General features: G+C 64.5%; 10 protein-coding genes and 1 tRNA gene. 6 read left to right on the forward strand and 5 right to left on the reverse strand.

Annotated elements, in window-relative coordinates:
• Positions 1–136 precede the first annotated feature (136 nt).
• A complete protein-coding gene (locus NHN26_RS00340; RefSeq protein ID WP_253087549.1) occupies positions 137–2,740 on the forward strand; it encodes a hybrid sensor histidine kinase/response regulator in 2,604 nt (867 codons plus the stop codon).
• A gap of 329 nt (positions 2,741–3,069) precedes the next feature.
• Here the strand turns inward: NHN26_RS00340 and NHN26_RS00345 are convergent, their stop codons facing one another.
• Positions 3,070–4,107 carry a hypothetical protein gene (locus NHN26_RS00345; RefSeq protein WP_253087550.1) on the reverse strand — a complete coding sequence of 346 codons (1,038 nt, stop codon included), beginning with the start codon at positions 4,105–4,107 and terminating at the stop codon, positions 3,070–3,072.
• Between the two features lie 402 nt (positions 4,108–4,509).
• Here NHN26_RS00345 and NHN26_RS00350 point away from each other — a divergent pair, with 402 nt between their 5' ends.
• Positions 4,510–5,088, forward strand: a complete 579-nt coding sequence (locus NHN26_RS00350; RefSeq protein ID WP_253087551.1) for a recombinase family protein — start codon at positions 4,510–4,512, stop codon at positions 5,086–5,088.
• A gap of 88 nt (positions 5,089–5,176) precedes the next feature.
• Here NHN26_RS00350 and NHN26_RS00355 read toward each other — a convergent pair whose 3' ends face one another.
• On the reverse strand, positions 5,177–5,506 hold the full coding sequence (locus NHN26_RS00355) for a hypothetical protein (RefSeq protein WP_253087552.1): 330 nt from the start codon (positions 5,504–5,506) through the stop codon (positions 5,177–5,179).
• Positions 5,507–6,086: 580 nt separating this feature from the next.
• On the opposite strand from NHN26_RS00355, the gene NHN26_RS00360 reads away from it, so the two are divergent.
• The gene (locus tag NHN26_RS00360; protein WP_253087553.1) at positions 6,087–7,013 is read left to right on the forward strand and encodes a hypothetical protein; all 927 of its coding nucleotides are present in this window, start codon (positions 6,087–6,089) and stop codon (positions 7,011–7,013) included.
• Here NHN26_RS00360 and NHN26_RS00365 read toward each other — a convergent pair.
• Together NHN26_RS00365 and NHN26_RS00370 are read right to left on the reverse strand one after the other, a co-directional pair.
• Positions 6,946–7,551 (reverse strand): DUF6538 domain-containing protein, encoded by a 606-nt coding sequence (locus tag NHN26_RS00365; protein ID WP_253087554.1) that lies wholly within the window; start codon positions 7,549–7,551, stop codon positions 6,946–6,948. The two genes, NHN26_RS00360 and NHN26_RS00365, sit on opposite strands and share 68 nt — an antisense overlap.
• 86 nt (positions 7,552–7,637) lie before the next feature.
• Positions 7,638–7,724 (reverse strand) — tRNA-Leu (locus NHN26_RS00370).
• A gap of 137 nt (positions 7,725–7,861) precedes the next feature.
• Here NHN26_RS00370 and NHN26_RS00375 point away from each other — a divergent pair.
• Positions 7,862–8,848 (forward strand): complex I NDUFA9 subunit family protein, encoded by a 987-nt coding sequence (locus NHN26_RS00375; protein ID WP_253087555.1) that lies wholly within the window; start codon positions 7,862–7,864, stop codon positions 8,846–8,848.
• Here NHN26_RS00375 and NHN26_RS00380 read toward each other — a convergent pair.
• A complete protein-coding gene (locus tag NHN26_RS00380; RefSeq protein WP_253087556.1) occupies positions 8,845–9,648 on the reverse strand; it encodes an undecaprenyl-diphosphate phosphatase in 804 nt (267 codons plus the stop codon). The genes NHN26_RS00375 and NHN26_RS00380 overlap by 4 nt on opposite strands.
• 225 nt (positions 9,649–9,873) lie before the next feature.
• On the opposite strand from NHN26_RS00380, the gene NHN26_RS00385 reads away from it, so the two are divergent.
• Both NHN26_RS00385 and gltB read left to right on the forward strand, forming a co-directional pair.
• Positions 9,874–11,307: an NAD(P)-dependent oxidoreductase gene (locus tag NHN26_RS00385; RefSeq protein ID WP_253087557.1), complete on the forward strand. Its 1,434-nt coding sequence runs from the start codon at positions 9,874–9,876 to the stop codon at positions 11,305–11,307.
• Positions 11,308–11,456: 149 nt separating this feature from the next.
• Entirely contained in the window at positions 11,457–15,995 is a 4,539-nt protein-coding gene (gltB, locus tag NHN26_RS00390) for a glutamate synthase large subunit (RefSeq protein WP_253087558.1), read from the forward strand.
• The last annotated feature ends 56 nt before the right edge of the window (positions 15,996–16,051 follow it).

Below are 16,051 nucleotides of genomic sequence, written 5' to 3' on the forward strand. Positions count from 1 at the left end.
GGTCTCCTTCTGCAATTCGCCTCGCTGCGGGATGCTGGCACGGGCCTGCCGCGGATGGCAACGATTCCTCCGTCGCCGTTAATCGGCTGTTCACCTCGATCCGACCAGACTGCGCAAACCCGTGGAGAATCCGCGCATGGACATGACCGAGAAACTGGCGACCGAGCGGCGCAAGCGGCTGGCCGCCGAACGCCTGCTCGACCAGAAAAGCCGCGAGCTGTTCGAGGCGAACCGCCGGCTGTCCCAGCATGCGCTCCACCTCTCCGAAGAGATCACGGAGACGCGCCAGACCGCCGAGGACCTGCGCGGCCAGAACACCCAGGTCCTGACCGAACTTGCCGAGGTCTCGCTCGAGGCCGATGTCGTGAAGCAGCGGCTCTGGGATTCGCTGGAAACCGTCAAGGACGGCTTTGCGCTGTTCGATGCCCAGGACCGGCTGGTGATCGCCAACCGCGCCTATCTGTCGGTCTTCGACGGGCTGGAGGCGGTGGTGCCCGGCGTGCGATATGACGAGATCATACGCCTGTGCGTCGAGGAAGGGATCGTCGATATCGGCGAGCATGACGCGCCGGGCTGGATCGAGGAATTCCTGACGCGCTGGCATTTGGACCCGGTGCCGACCCGGGTGATCCGGTTGTGGAGCGGCGATTACGTCAAGCTCATGGACAGGCGAACGCCCTCGGGGGACATGGTGTGCCTGTCGATGAACATCACCGAAATGATGCGCATGTGGGCCGCGGTCGAGGCGATCCCGGACGGATTTGTCCTCTACGACCATGACGACCGGCTGGTGATGTGCAACGACCGCTACCGCGAATTCTATGCCGGAAGCGCCCCGATCATGCGGCCCGGCACAAGGTTCGAGGACATCCTGCGCTACGGGCTGGCACACGGCCAGTATCCCGAGGCGCTGGGCCGCGAGGAGGATTGGCTGACCGAGCGGATGAACCGTCACCAGCGCCCCGAGGGCATGATCGAGCAGCGCCTGGACGATGGCCGCTGGCTGCGCATCCTCGAGGAACGCACCCCCGATGGCGGGCTGGTCGGGCTGCGCGTCGACATCACCGAGCAGAAGCGCCAGCAAGAGGCGCTGGACCGCGCCCGCGTCGCCGCCGAGGCCGCCAACCGCGCCAAGTCCGCCTTCCTCGCCAACATGAGCCACGAGCTGCGCACGCCGATGAACGGCGTGGTCGGCATGGCGGAACTGTTATGCGAGACGGAACTGTCCGAGGAACAGCGGCTTTACGCGCAGACGATCCGGGAATCCGGCGAGGCGCTTCTGAGCCTGCTGAACGACGTGCTGGACTATTCCAAGATCGAGGCCGACAAGCTGCAGTTGCACCCCGAGCCCTTCGACCTGGAACGCACGATCTACGAGATCGTCATGCTGTTGCAGGCCCCTGCCCGGGACAAGAATCTCGACGTCCTGATCGACTACGACATGTTCATGCCCACGCGTTTCGTCGGCGACCGCGGTCGCGTCCGGCAGGTGCTGACCAACCTGATCGGCAACGCGGTCAAGTTCACCGAGGAAGGGCATGTGCTGATCCGGGTCGTCGGCTTCGACGCCGAGGGCGGCGTGCTTCAGCATGTCCATGTGACCGTCGAGGATACCGGCATCGGCATCGCCCGCGACATGCAGGACCACATCTTCGGCGAGTTCAACCAGGTCGAGGACCAGCAGAACCGCAAGTTCGAGGGCACCGGGCTGGGCCTTGCGATCACAAGGCGCCTGATCGAGATGATGGGCGGCGAGATCTGGCTGGAATCGGAAAAGGGCGAAGGGGCGTGTTTCGGCTTCCGCCTGCCCCTGCCCGTCGCCGAACCCCACGAATCGCTGCCCGCACCCGAGACCGCCTCGGTCCGTCGCGTCCTCGTGGTCGACGACCAGGAGGTGAACCGCACGATCCTGGACCGCCAGTTGTCGCAGCTCGGTCTGGACGTGACCTGCCATGTGACCGCCGAAACCGCGCTGGGGGCCGCCGCCGATGCCGACCTGATCATCACCGACCACCGGATGCCCGGCATGGACGGCTATGACTTTGCCCGGGCGCTGCGACAGTCGGGCCATGCCGGGCCGATCCTGATGCTGACCTCGAACCCGGCCTGCCTGGGCAGAACCGGCGAGAATGCCGAGGCGGGCCTCGATCTGGTCCTGCAGAAGCCGGTGCTGCGCCGCGCACTCTACGAGGCGATCTCGACCCTGGCCCCGTCGGTGCAGGCCCCCGCGCCCCCCGGACCCGCAGTCATCGAGCGCCCCATGCGCATCCTCGCGGCCGAGGACAACCGCACCAACCGGCTGGTTCTCGGCAAGATGGTCGCGGGGCTGAATGTCGAGTTGCACTTTGCCGCCAACGGCCACGAGGCGGTCTCGGCCTTTCGCGAGGCCCGGCCGGACCTGATCTTCATGGACATCTCGATGCCTGATTGCGACGGCAAGGAGGCCACCGGAACGATCCGCAGGATCGAGGCCGAGAATGGCGATCTGGGCGTGCCCATCGTCGCCCTGACCGCGCATGCGCTGCAGGGCGATGCCGAGGACATCCTTGCCGCGGGCCTCGATGCCTGCCTGACCAAACCGCTGCGCAAGAGCGACATCCTCGCCGCGATCGAGGCGCATCGCCCGGCCGACTGCGCACCGCTCTGCGCAGAGACGGCCTGCGCTCCGTCGCCGGAGGACGGTTTCGTCGGCACCCCCGACCGGGACGCCGATGCAACAGCGCGACTGCGCGCGGTCTAGGCCACACGCCGAACGGCCGACCTGCCGCTGCTTTCGCGGGTGGATGGATCTGCGCGGAAAGGCCGCCGCCTCGCCGAGGCCGCAGGCAGGCGTCACCCTCGACAGGACAGGGGATGCCTGTCCGCCTTGGGTGTCGTTTTCTTCGGGGATTTATGGTGCCCAGGAGAGGGACGCTCAGTCAAAATCGAACCTCTGACCGGCGCATATTTTGCCCTACTTCCAACAACTTGCGCGACACGCGCTCAACCCGGCTGCCCGGCTTGTGTGCCGCGCGTGGTGGAATTGTGTGCCGAGCGTAGCGGTGTGTTGATTGATCCGCAACAAGCTTCTTAAGGGGTTATGGGGAGCAAACCTTGTAGGTAGGTTGCGAGAAGAGTTGCCGCGACTGCCGAGGTGACGGCAATGATCCACGATAGGGCACTAGGGAAAACCTTCGTGAAGAAGCTCTTCGGCTTGTTGCCGAGGAAAAGTGCCGCGAAGGGGAGATACCTACTGTGCGCCCATGTTACGGCGGCAATAATGGCAAGAACCCCGATCATGAGCGCAGCTCGAAGTTCCAACTCTGTTAGGCTAGGAAGATAGATCACCGCACCAACGAGCAAGACTTGGTTTATACCAAAGCCAAATTTCTTGAAGCTGGTTGCGTATTTCCTTTCCAGCGGTTCAACGCTGTTCTTGAGCTTCTCCAGCATACCCAATACCCAAGCCTCGTCTGCGCCTTGCGTCATCGCAAAATTGACTTCGGGACCAAACTCGATGACTGCAATGCGATCAATTCCGACTGTTTGCCGCTCCCGCGCATAGATCTTGAATATCGTCACACGCTGATCTTTGAAATGAGCCTTCTTAAAATCCTCTAGAAAACGCGATTTTTCAGTGCCCGCCAGAACGGTGACAACAACTTGTGTGTGCTTGAAGTCACGCTGCACTTCTTCGGCAAGCTCCGTGAGCTGACCCCGATCTACGGCAACCGCGCCAAAGTTATGGCGAGCGGTGTGAAGTTGCTCCTGTTCTGCGTTGTCTTCTTTCTCCGCTATGCTTTTGCGATCATGTGGGAACAGGATGAAGGTTCCCGCTGAACCGATGTTCGTGCTCCATTCCCCCTCAAGTTCTCCTTTTGAGTTCAGCTCGGCAGTCGCTTGCAAATTGCCGAGTTCCACCCCTTCAATCTGCTTCTCAGGTTCGCCTTGAAGGGTAAGAATTTGGCCGTCAAATGTGGCAGTGATCCCGTAGACCACCAGCCCGAAAACGGGATCGTTCAGGTGAATCCTGCCCTTTAGAGCATCTTCATCGCCCTCTAGAGTGGCATACAGATTGCCCGTGTTTGTTCCAAAGAGCTTGCCAGCCCATTTGTTACCAATAGCCATTTCGAATCTCCTTGGACGCTATATACAGTAGCGGGCTGGGCTAGGTCATCCATATTTTGACGAAAAAACCTCAGCCCCCGAACTCGACGGTTGATGCTCCGCGCGTCCCCCCGTGGGGGTGGCGTTCCCGGTGAAACTGGCCGGACATCTCGCCCACGCGCCTCGTCCCCGGCCTCTGAGGCCCACCCACCGGCCCCCGGAACTCCCGCGCGACACTCGCACCGGACCACCTTCGCGCCACGCTCGCGCTGCCTCCTTCTGTCCCACAGGTCTTGCCCTAGTGAGTCGTCTCTGGCTGCCCGGAAATCTGTCCCAATGGAATAGCCTTGACATTCTGAGACAGCGCGGCCTATCACGTTCTAGACCTTGTGAGACACATTCCGAGACGCAGGAGGCGGGACGATGCTTGTCGGATATGCGCGCACCTCGACGCTGGACCAGACAGCGGGCCTAGAGGGGCAGGAGCGGGACTTGAGGGCTGCCGGGTGCGAACGGCTGTTCGTGGAACAGGTCTCATCGGTGGACGTGAAAGAGCGGGCGAAGCTGGCCGAGGCGCTGGCCTATGTCCGCGAGGGCGACACGCTGGTTGTCACCAAGCTGGACCGGCTGGCCCGGTCGGTGGCCCACCTTCTGAACATCCTCGACACCCTGACCGAACGCGGCGCTGCGCTGCGCATCCTCAGCATGGGCATAGACACCAGCACCCCCACGGGAAAGTTGATGCTCACCGTTCTGGGCGGCGTTGCGGAGTTTGAGCGCGAGATCATGCTAGAGCGCCAGCGGGAGGGCATCGCCAAGGCCAAGGCCGCCGGGAAATACAAGGGCCGCAAGCCCACGGCACGGGCGAAGGCTGATGAGGTCTTGAAGCTGCACCGGGAGGGCGTGGGCGGGACCGAGATTGCGCGCCGCGTGGGCATCGCCAGGGCGAGTGTTTATCGCATCCTGAGCGAATGTGAGAGCACGACCGAAGATGCCCAATAGTAAGTGCGGGCACGAAATGCGAACTTCTGGAAAGGACTTGCTTCTATCTGTCTGAAAAACAGCGAGAAACAAGACTTTCACGGAAGGACTAATCGATAAATATGTATCCGGGTCTTTTTGACTGCCCGGCAATAACTGCGCTATCGTCGGCCTTCCTACTTTCACACGCGAACCGGTGGATTTCTTCTGCGGTAAGTGCATTCGCAGCGTTCCCACCCTGATAGTTTGCGAACTTTCCAAATTTAGCGCAATGCGCGATCGCCATGTCGCGCGCCTCTGCGGTGAGTGTCGGCACGCTATCATAGGCACTGTAACGCAACGAAATTGAGTTTGCAGACGCGTATTCTTGGACCGGAGAAGTTGGGGACATACACCCAGCCAATCCCATCGGAAAAACAATAAACAACAACTTCTTCATGACAACCTCCGGTCAGGTGATTCCGTGAACTGATAGTCAAAGTCTTCCGGCTCCACAAGAATCTCAAGAGGTGCCCGTTCGACGCGAAGCCGACACCGAAGCGGCGATCCTGCTGTGAGCGTCCTTGCCGCGAGTCGGTGAATGCAACCTTGGGATATTATTGAGGGCACTCCACGGCGACTCTGAGCGGCCCACACAGGGCCACCTGCGGCCCGCCGCTACCAAACCTGCCGGAACCACTTGGTGGCCCTCTACGGGGCTGCTGAGGACTCGTGAACGCCAGTGGCTGCGGTGGTCTTGATCCGCTCAGCAATGCGCTGACACCATGATTAGGGGGGTGAGGGGAGGACGGGGGAGGTGGGCTCCACCTTCTGACACCCTTCGGACCACCTTCGGGTGATTAGGGCCTATCATCGGACAGCAGCCCCAATGGGTGAAATACATGCTGCCTACACGGGGATGCACGAGGTGCCCGGCTTGGTGCCCAAGCGGTCCCATGTGCTGCCGCGTGAGGTGCCCCCACCTACCGCGTCCCCTCTCTCCAATCATCATCAACAACCCCAGAGGAAAGACCAAGATCATGGCTGACTTCATCGAAATGAACATGTCGGACGCCCCCAGCGCCGACCAACTCGCCCAATGGCAACAAGAGCTTGAGGCGAGGAACCCCAACAGGCCCGATCCGAATGCCGTGAAGGCCGACATCATCATCGCCCAGAAAGGCGAGATCAGGCTCCGTGGCGGGCAGATCGAGTCGCTGACCGACTATCGCGCCAGGACGGCCTATGTCCCCTCGCAACTGCGCCCCGGTCATGTGATGATCCCCGGCTTCGGGGAGACCACGATTGACGCCGCCATTGCCGGTGGTCTGCTGCCCCAGGGCTGGACGCCCGAACAGGGTTTTGAACAGCCCGTCGCGGGGACTGAGAAAGCGAACGCGGCGGGCGACCAGACTGACACCGAAGACAAGGCCGCGAGCCGGACAGAGGCGGAATGGCAAGCCGCCGCCGACGAGGCCGGGCAAATCCTGCAAGGCGCGGATCAGGCCCTCGGCTCCCATGCCGTGGACCGCGCCCTTCACGATGCCGCCGACCACGGGGAAATCCCCACCGCTGAGGGGATGCCCGAAGGCGTGACCGAGGAAATGGTCGCCAAGGTCTACGCGGGCTATGTGGCGCAGTCCGAGGCCACCCTGTCCGAGGTCGGGGCCTCCATCGCCACGCTGAGCGAGACCCTGACTGACGAGGAACTGCGGCAAGCCCGCCACGCCGCGATCCAGAACGATGCAGAGCGCATGAAGGAACTTGGCCGGGTCGCCGTGGAGCGGCTGGCGAAGATGCCCCAGACGGACCCCGAGGGCTTCCTTGAGATGGTCGAAGGCATGACCCCGGCGGAACGCAAGATGATCCGCCAGGACCGCCTGTCGAAGGAATGGCGGATCACCGTTCCGGGTCATCCCGAGGTGTCTTTCGGCGCTGCCGTGCGCATGGGTCTGGTGCGGGTGTGAGGCGCGGGGGATGAGCGACCCCTGTGTCGCCCTCATCTCCGCCCATGCGCTCCTTGATGTAGAACCGCTTGGCGTCCTCAAGCGTGGGCTCTGGCCGCGCCGTCGCCCTCTCGCCATTCCGAACAAGGTTGATGGTCAACCGGTCAACGTCCGTCGCGCCGATGGGGTCAAGCGTCTCGGGGTCTTGTCGGTAGCGGCTGGCGATGCGTTCAATGATCGCCTCACGGGTGATCCAAGCGGTTCCGTCCGGTGCCAACTCGGCGGCACGGGCAAGGGCGACCTGATACGCCTCCCGCTCTGTTGCCTTGCCTCGGTCGGCTGCCTCGCCGTGCTCGACCTGATGCAGGGCCTTGGCAATCTCCCGCTCCACCTCGGCGTGGAACCTCGGATAGGCGGCAAGGGCCTCCTTCTTGGAGTCGCCCAGCTTCTTCTTGAACTCGCGCTTGGTGATGACCTCTGCGACCTGCTTGGGAACCCTCCGGCGGTATTGCCAGCTTCCCGCTTTGGTCCGTTCGACGTATTTCAAGACAAGCCCCATGTGTGCTCCGTGTGTGCCTGAATGTGCACCGGACGGAACGCAATGTCGCTGAAATCATTGGAAAACTTGGTCACTTCCGAGGGAAGTGGTGCCCAGGAGAGGACTCGAACCTCCACGGCCGTTAAGCCACTGGTACCTGAAACCAGCGCGTCTACCAATTCCGCCACCTGGGCAGGTGTCGTGAGGCGGTGACTTACAGAGGGCCGCGGGTGGTGTCAACGGCGATTCGCGGCGAACCGCAGCATGACTTGCGAGGTCGGGTCCGGCCCTATATTCGGGGACAGGACATATACCGGGAGGGAGGCTGGGCATGGCAAGGCTTGTGACCGTTTTCGGAGGCTCGGGCTTTGTCGGGCGTTACATCGCGCAGCGCCTGGCGGCCGAGGGCTGGCGCGTGCGCGTGGCGGTGCGGCGTCCGAACGAGGCGCTGTTCGTGCGCACCTATGGCGCGGTGGGCCAGGTCGAGCCGATGCTGTGCAACATCCGCGAGCCCGCCTCGGTCGCCGACGCCCTGCAGGGGGCGGATGCGGCGGTCAACTGCGTCGGCATCCTGAACGAGGTCGGGCGCAACACCTTCGGTCTGGTGCAGCATCACGGCGCGCGCCATGTCGCCGAGGAGGCCGCGAAGGCCGGGGTCGGACGGCTGGTGCATGTCTCGGCGATCGGGGCGGATCCGGACGGCAAGAGCGCCTATGCCCAGACCAAGGGACAGGGCGAACAGGCGGTTCTGGCGAGCTTCCCCGAGGCGGTGATCCTGCGGCCTTCGGTGATCTTCGGGCCGGAGGACCAGTTCTTCAACCGCTTCGCCTCGATGGCGCGGTTCGCGCCGGTGCTGCCGGTGACGGGCGGCAATACCCTGTTCCAGCCGGTCTATGTCGACGATGTGGCGCAAGCCGCGGTGCTGGGGGTCACGGGCAAGGCGGCGCCGGGGATCTACGAGCTGGGCGGCCCGGAGGTGCGACGCTTTGCCGATCTCATGGAGGAGATGCTGGAGGTGATCGGCCGACCGAACCGGATCGTGCTGAACCTGCCGCTGTTTGCCTCTGCCGCGATGGGAACGGCGTTCGACCTGCTGCAAAGGCTGTCGCTGGGGCTGTTCACCAACTCGATCCTGACCCGCGACCAGGTGACGAACCTCGCGCTGGACAATGTGGTGGCCGAGGGCATGCCGGGCTTTGCCGAGCTGGGCATCGCGCCGGTTTCGATGGAGTCGGTGCTGCCCGAATACCTGTGGCGCTATCGGACCTCGGGGCAGTTCCATGGCAGCCGGGAGGCGACCGGGGGGATGCGGCGCTAGCTGTAGGCGATGCCCAGCAGGATGATCCCCAGCACCACCCGGTAGATCACATAGGGCGTGAAGCTGATCGAGCGGGCCAGCCGCATCATCACCGCAAGCGCGGCCAGCGCCGAGACGAAGGCGAAAGCGGCGGCGATGGCGCCGTCGCGGGCGATGGCGAGATCGGCGTTCAGGATCACCTCGCCGCCCAGCAGCACACCCGAGGCTGCGATCGTCGGGATCGACATCAGCATCGCCAGCCGCGCCGCGTCGGGCCGGTCATAGCCCAGCGCCCGCGCCCCGGTGATCGTGATGCCCGAACGCGATGTGCCCGGCAGCAGCGCGATGACCTGCCAGAACCCCATGACGAGGGCGTGTTTCAGCGTCCATTGCGGGGCCTTGCGGGTGCGTGGCGCGCGGGTGTCGATCCACCACAGCAGGATGCCGAAGATCAGCATCGTCCAGCCGATCAGGGCCATGCTGCGCAGCATCTCCTCGACGCCCGCCAGCTTTATCAGGAGGCCCGCGATCACGACCGGGATGGTCGCAACGATCAGGCAGAGCGCGAGAAAGGCGCCGGGCGTGTCGATCCGGCCGCGGATGACCCGTCCCAGTCCGCCGAGCGCCAGCGCCACATCCTTGTGGAAATAGAGGATCACCGCCCCCAGCGTGCCGACATGCACCGCCACGTCGATCACCTGGCCCTGGTCCGGCTGGCCGGTCAGGTAGGGCAGCAGGATCAGGTGGCCCGAGGACGAGATCGGGAGGAATTCGGTGATCCCCTGGATCACGGCAAGGAGGAGGAGGTTGAAGAGTTCCATGTCACCCGGCCCGCAGCGGAATCGGCGCCAGCATACGGGTTTGATTCGGAATGGAAAGCACTCCTACAGGTCACACTTGCTGACCTTGAATCGGCGCTATCGCGAGGCGGGGCGCGGGCGGGCGGAAAGATAATTCCGAAAGGGTCATAACTTCTGACTTTTAATTGCTCTCGAAGATCCGTATAGAGGCGTCCGGAAACGGAGTCCGTCCGCAGGGAGCCAGCCATGTCGAAGCGTCCGATGCTTCAGTTCGTCAGCACCGCCAAGGAAATGCCCCTCAAGCGGGATGCAGACTCGCGTGCGCATGATTTCGACGAGATTTACGCCGAGTACGCCGCCGAGAAGGCCGCCGAGCAGGCCAGCCGGTGCAGCCAGTGCGGCGTGCCCTATTGCCAGACGCATTGCCCGCTGCACAACAACATCCCCGACTGGCTGCGCCTGACCGCCGAGGGGCGGTTGCAGGAAGCCTACGAGATGAGCCAGGCGACCAATACCTTCCCCGAGATCTGTGGCCGCATCTGCCCGCAGGACCGCCTGTGCGAAGGCAATTGCGTGATCGAACAGTCGGGCCATGGCACCGTGACCATCGGCGCGGTCGAGAAATACATCACCGATACCGCCTGGGATAATGGCTGGGTGCAGCCCATCGCGCCCCGCGAGGAACGGCCCGAAAGCGTCGGCATCATCGGCGCGGGCCCCGGCGGGCTGGCGGCGGCGGATGTGCTGCGCCGCGCCGGTGTGCAGGTCACGGTCTATGACCGCCATGACCGCGCGGGCGGGCTGCTGACCTATGGCATACCGGGCTTCAAGCTGGAAAAGGACGTGGTCATGCGCCGCGTCGAACAACTGGAACAGGGCGGGGTCGAGTTCGTCCTGAACTGCAATGTGGGCGTGGATATCAGTTTCGACGCGATCCGCGGCAAGCATGACGCGGTGCTGATCGCCACGGGCGTCTACAAGTCGCGCGCGATGCAGGCGCCGGGCGTGGGCGCGGCGGGCATCGTGCGGGCCATCGACTACCTGACCGCCTCGAACCGGGTGGGGTTCGGCGACAGCGTGGCCGAATACGAGTCGGGCGAACTGAACGCCAGCGGCAAGCGCGTGGTGGTGATCGGCGGCGGCGATACCGCAATGGATTGTGTGCGCACGGCGATCCGGCAGGGCGCGCAATCGGTGAAATGCCTCTATCGGCGCGACCGGGCGAACATGCCCGGCTCGCAGCGCGAGGTGCAGAATGCCGAGGAAGAAGGCGTCGAATTCGTCTGGCTGACCGCACCCAACGGCTTTGCCGGCAATCCGGTCGAGGGCGTGATGGTGCAGAAGATGCGACTGGGCGCACCCGATGCCACGGGCCGCCAGAGCCCCGAGGTGATCGAGGGCGCGGATTATGTCGAACCCGCCGATCTGGTCATCAAGGCGCTGGGTTTCGAGCCCGAGGACCTGCCGACGCTCTGGGGTGAAACCGCGCTGGAAGTGACGCGCTGGGGCACGATCAAGGCCGATTTCCGCAGCCATGAAACCAGCCTGCCGGGCGTCTTCGCCGTGGGCGATATCGTGCGCGGCGCAAGCCTTGTCGTCTGGGCGATCCGCGACGGGCGCGAGGCGGCGGACAGCATCCTGACCTACCTTTCCCAGCCCGCGCAGGTCGCGGCGGAGTGACAGAACACGGGGGCGTTTGCAGGGCGATCGGTCAAATCGGAAATCCATCGGATTTTCATCGGACTTTTATCGGACCTTTTTCGGACGCCCCCGATCAGCGAGACAGGAATGGGGCACAGGCCCTGACCCATCAGAGAAGGGTTCCGACCATGACGAAATTCGATGCCGACTGGGTGGCCCGCGAGGAAGCCCGGCGTGCCTTTGTCGCCGAGCACGGGCTTTACCGCCCCGAGGACGAGCACGCCTCCTGCGGGGTGGGTCTGGTCGTCGCGGTGGACGGCAAGCCCTCGCGCAAGGTGGTCGAGAACGGGATCGACGCGCTGAAGGCGGTCTGGCATCGCGGCGCGGTGGATGCCGATGGCAAGACCGGCGACGGGGCGGGCATCCATGTGCAGATCCCGGTGCCGTTCTTCTATGACCAGATCCGGCGCACGGGCCATGAGCCGCATCCCGACCGGCTGATCGCGGTGGGGCAGGTGTTCCTGCCGCGCACCGATTTCGGCGCGCAGGAAGCCTGTCGAACCATCGTCGAGACCGAAGTCCTGCGGATGGGCTATTACATCTATGGCTGGCGCCACGTCCCGGTGAATACCGAGGTGCTGGGCGAGAAGGCCAATGCGACACGGCCCGAGATCGAGCAGATCCTGATCTCGAATTCCAAGGGCGTGGACGAGGAGACCTTCGAGCGCGAGCTTTACGTCATTCGCCGCCGGATCGAGAAGGCGGCGGCCGCGGCGCAGGTGCCCTCGCTCTACATCTGTTCGCTGTCCTGTCGGTCGGTGATCTACAAGGGCATGATGCTGGCCGAGCAGGTGGCCGAGTTCTATCCCGACCTGCTGGATCCGCGGTTCGAAAGCGCCTTCGCGATCTATCACCAGCGCTATTCGACCAACACCTTCCCGCAATGGTGGCTGGCGCAGCCCTTCCGCATGCTGGCCCATAACGGCGAGATCAACACGCTGAAGGGCAACCTGAACTGGCTGAAAAGCCACGAGATCCGGATGGCGTCGTCCGCCTTTGGCGATCTGGCCGAGGACATCAAGCCGATCGTGGCGCAGGGGTCGTCGGATTCGGCGGCGCTCGATTCCGTGTTCGAGGTTCTGGTGCGCGCGGGACGCAATGCGCCGATGGCCAAGACGATGCTGGTGCCCGAGGCCTGGTCGCAGGCGGCCGTCGAACTGCCGAAGCCCTGGCGCGACATGTATGCCTATGTGAACTCGGTGATGGAGCCCTGGGACGGCCCCGCGGCGCTGGCGATGACGGACGGGCGCTGGGTCTGTGGCGGGCTGGATCGCAACGGGTTGCGGCCGATGCGCTATGTGGTGACCGGCGACGGGCTGCTGATCGCGGGGTCGGAAACCGGGATGGTGCCGACCGACGAGGCCAGCGTGCGCGAGAAGGGCGCGCTGGGTCCGGGGCAGATGATCGCGGTCGATATGCGCGAGGGGCGGCTTTACCATGACAGCGAGTTGAAGGACCTGCTGTCGGCCAGCCAGCCCTTCGGCGAGTGGCTGGAAAAGGTGCACGAGCTGGACGACACGCTGTCGGGCCTGGACGAGGTGACGCTGTACGAGGGGGGCGAGCTGCGCAAGCGGCAGATCGCGGCGGGCTTCACCATCGAGGAGGTCGAGACGATCCTCGCGCCGATGGCCGAGGAGGGCAAGGAGGCGGTGGCGTCCATGGGCGACGACACGCCCAGCGCGGTGCTGTCCGAGAAATACCGGCCGCTCAGCCATTTCTTCCGCCAGAACTTCAGCCAGGTGACGAACCCGCCGATCGACAGCCTGCGGGAATACCGGGTGATGAGCCTGAAGACGCGGTTCGGCAACCTCAAGAACGTGCTGGACGAGGATGGCAGCCAGACGCGGATCATCGTCCTGGAAAGCCCCTTCCTGGGCAATGCCCAGTTCGAGGCGATCGCGGCGCAATTCACCTCGCCGATGACCGAGATCGACTGCACCTTCCCGGCGGGCGCGGGGCAGGACGCGCTGCGCGAGGGGCTGGCGCGGATCCGGGCCGAGGCCGAGGATGCGGTGCGCTCGGGGGCCGGGCATCTGGTGCTGACCGACCAGCACCAGAGCGAGGACCGCGTGGCGATGCCGATGATCCTGGCCACCAGCGCGGTGCATAGCTGGCTGACGCGCAAGGGGCTGCGGACCTTCACCTCGGTCAATGTGCGCTCGGCCGAGTGTATCGACCCGCATTATTTCGCGGTGCTGATCGGCTGCGGCGCGACCACGGTGAACGCCTATCTGGCCGAGGACACGCTGGCCGACCGGATCCGGCGCGGCCTGCTGGATTGCACGCTGACCGAAGCCGTGGCGCGCTATCGCAAGGCGATCGACCTCGGGTTGCTCAAGATCATGTCGAAGATGGGCATCTCGGTGATCTCGTCCTATCGCGGCGGGCTGAACTTCGAGGCGGTGGGGCTGTCCCGCGCGATGTGCGCGGAATATTTCCCCGGCATGCACAGCCGGATCTCGGGGATCGGGGTTTCGGGCATCCAGAAGAAGCTGGAGGAGGTCCACCGCCAGGGCTGGCGCGGGGGGCGCGACGTGCTGCCGGTGGGCGGCTTCTACAAGGCGCGGCGCTCGGGCGAGACCCATGCCTGGGAGGCCAAGACCATGGCGCTGTTGCAGAAGGCCTGTGACAGCGCGTCCTTCGAGATCTGGAAGCAGTTCTCGGCCGCGATGCGGGCGCATCCGCCGATCCATCTGCGCGACCTTCTGGACATCAAGCCGCTGGGCAAGCCGGTGCCGATCGAGGAGGTGGAATCGATCACCTCGATCCGCAAGCGCTTCGTGACGCCGGGGATGAGCCTGGGCGCGCTGAGCCCCGAGGCGCACAAGACGCTGAACGTGGCGATGAACCGGATCGGGGCCAAGTCCGACTCGGGCGAGGGCGGCGAGGATCCGGCGCATTTCCACCCCGAACCGAACGGGGACAACCCGTCGGCCAAGATCAAGCAGGTGGCCAGCGGCCGCTTCGGGGTGACGGCGGAATACCTGAACCATTGCGAAGAGCTGGAGATCAAGGTCGCGCAGGGCGCCAAGCCCGGCGAGGGTGGGCAACTGCCGGGGATGAAGGTCACGGAACTGATCGCGCGGCTGCGCCATTCGACCAAGGGCGTCACGCTGATTTCGCCGCCGCCGCATCACGACATCTATTCGATCGAGGATCTGGCGCAGCTCATCTATGACCTGAAGCAGATCAACCCGCGCGCCAAGGTCTGCGTCAAGCTGGTGGCCTCCAGCGGTGTGGGCACGATCGCGGCGGGCGTGGCCAAGGCCAAGGCCGACGTGATCCTGATCTCGGGGCATAATGGCGGCACCGGGGCCAGTCCGGCGACGTCGATCAAATATGCCGGCCTGCCCTGGGAAATGGGCCTGACCGAGGCGCATCAGGTCCTGGCCATGAACAACCTGCGCGAGCGGGTGACGCTGCGCACCGATGGCGGGCTGCGCACGGGGCGCGACATCGTCATGGCGGCGATGATGGGGGCCGAGGAATACGGCATCGGCACCGCCGCGCTGATCGCGATGGGCTGCATCATGGTGCGGCAATGCCAGTCCAACACCTGCCCGGTGGGGGTCTGCACGCAGGATCCCAAGCTGCGGGCCAAGTTCACCGGCAATGCGGACAAGGTGGTGAACCTGATCACCTTCTATGCGCAGGAGGTGCGCGAGATCCTGGCCCAGATCGGGGCGCGGTCGCTGGACGAGGTGATCGGGCGTGCGGATCTGCTGACCCAGATCAGCCGCGGCTCGGCACATCTGGACGATCTGGACCTGAATCCGCTGCTGATCCAGGTCGATCCGTCGGACCGGCCGGTTCTGGACCGCTACAAGCCGCGCAATGCGGTGCCCGACACGCTGGACGCGGAGATCCTGCGCGATGCGCATCGCTTCTTCGAGGATGGCGAGAAGATGCAGGTGTCCTATGCGGTGCGCAACACGCACCGGTCCATCGGCACGCGGGTATCCAGCCATATCGTCACGAAATTCGGGATGCGCAACAAGTTGCAGCCCGACCACCTGACGGTGAAGCTGGCCGGCAGCGCGGGGCAGTCGCTGGGCGCGTTCGGCGCACCGGGGCTGAAGCTGATCGTGGCGGGCGATGCCAACGACTATGTCGGCAAGGGGCTGTCGGGGGCGACCATCGTGGTGCGTCCGCCGCTTTACACGCCGCTGGACCCCTCGGAGAACACGATCATCGGCAACACGGTGCTGTATGGTGCCACCGACGGCTACCTGTTCGCGCTGGGCCGGGCGGGCGAACGCTTTGCCGTGCGCAACTCGGGCGCCAAGGTGGTGGTCGAGGGCTGCGGCTCGAACGGCTGCGAATACATGACCGGCGGGATTGCGGTGATCCTGGGACGGATCGGGGCCAATTTCGGCGCGGGGATGACTGGCGGCATGGCCTATCTGTATGATCCCGAGGGGATGGCCGCCGACCGGATGAACATGGAAACGCTGCTGACCTGCCGGATCAGCGTCCAGCATTGGGAAGCCGAGCTGAAGGGCCTGATCGAACGCCATGCCGAGGAGACCGGCAGCCACAAGGCGCGCGACATCCTGGACCATTGGGAACTGGAGAAGGGCAATTTCCTGCAGGTCTGCCCGCGCGAGATGCTGCCCCACCTGACCCATCCGCTGGGCATCGAGGAACGCGCGGTTCCGGCGGAATAGGGTCTGATCCGGCCCGAAATCCGGCCCCCGCGGCACCATCCGCGGGGGCCGTTTCA

It is taken from the genome of Rhodovulum tesquicola (assembly GCF_024128855.1).
Classification (GTDB): domain Bacteria; phylum Pseudomonadota; class Alphaproteobacteria; order Rhodobacterales; family Rhodobacteraceae; genus Rhodovulum; species Rhodovulum tesquicola.

What these genes read in the sequence shown, in the direction of transcription:
- NHN26_RS00340 (WP_253087549.1), top strand. Translation starts at nt 137, where the DNA reads ATGGACATGACCGAGAAACTGGCGACCGAGCGGCGCAAGCGGCTGGCC.
- NHN26_RS00345 (WP_253087550.1), bottom strand. Translation starts at nt 4,107, where the DNA reads ATGGCTATTGGTAACAAATGGGCTGGCAAGCTCTTTGGAACAAACACG.
- NHN26_RS00350 (WP_253087551.1), top strand. Translation starts at nt 4,510, where the DNA reads ATGCTTGTCGGATATGCGCGCACCTCGACGCTGGACCAGACAGCGGGC.
- NHN26_RS00355 (WP_253087552.1), bottom strand. Translation starts at nt 5,506, where the DNA reads ATGAAGAAGTTGTTGTTTATTGTTTTTCCGATGGGATTGGCTGGGTGT.
- NHN26_RS00360 (WP_253087553.1), top strand. Translation starts at nt 6,087, where the DNA reads ATGGCTGACTTCATCGAAATGAACATGTCGGACGCCCCCAGCGCCGAC.
- NHN26_RS00365 (WP_253087554.1), bottom strand. Translation starts at nt 7,551, where the DNA reads ATGGGGCTTGTCTTGAAATACGTCGAACGGACCAAAGCGGGAAGCTGG.
- NHN26_RS00375 (WP_253087555.1), top strand. Translation starts at nt 7,862, where the DNA reads ATGGCAAGGCTTGTGACCGTTTTCGGAGGCTCGGGCTTTGTCGGGCGT.
- NHN26_RS00380 (WP_253087556.1), bottom strand. Translation starts at nt 9,648, where the DNA reads ATGGAACTCTTCAACCTCCTCCTCCTTGCCGTGATCCAGGGGATCACC.
- NHN26_RS00385 (WP_253087557.1), top strand. Translation starts at nt 9,874, where the DNA reads ATGTCGAAGCGTCCGATGCTTCAGTTCGTCAGCACCGCCAAGGAAATG.
- gltB (WP_253087558.1), top strand. Translation starts at nt 11,457, where the DNA reads ATGACGAAATTCGATGCCGACTGGGTGGCCCGCGAGGAAGCCCGGCGT.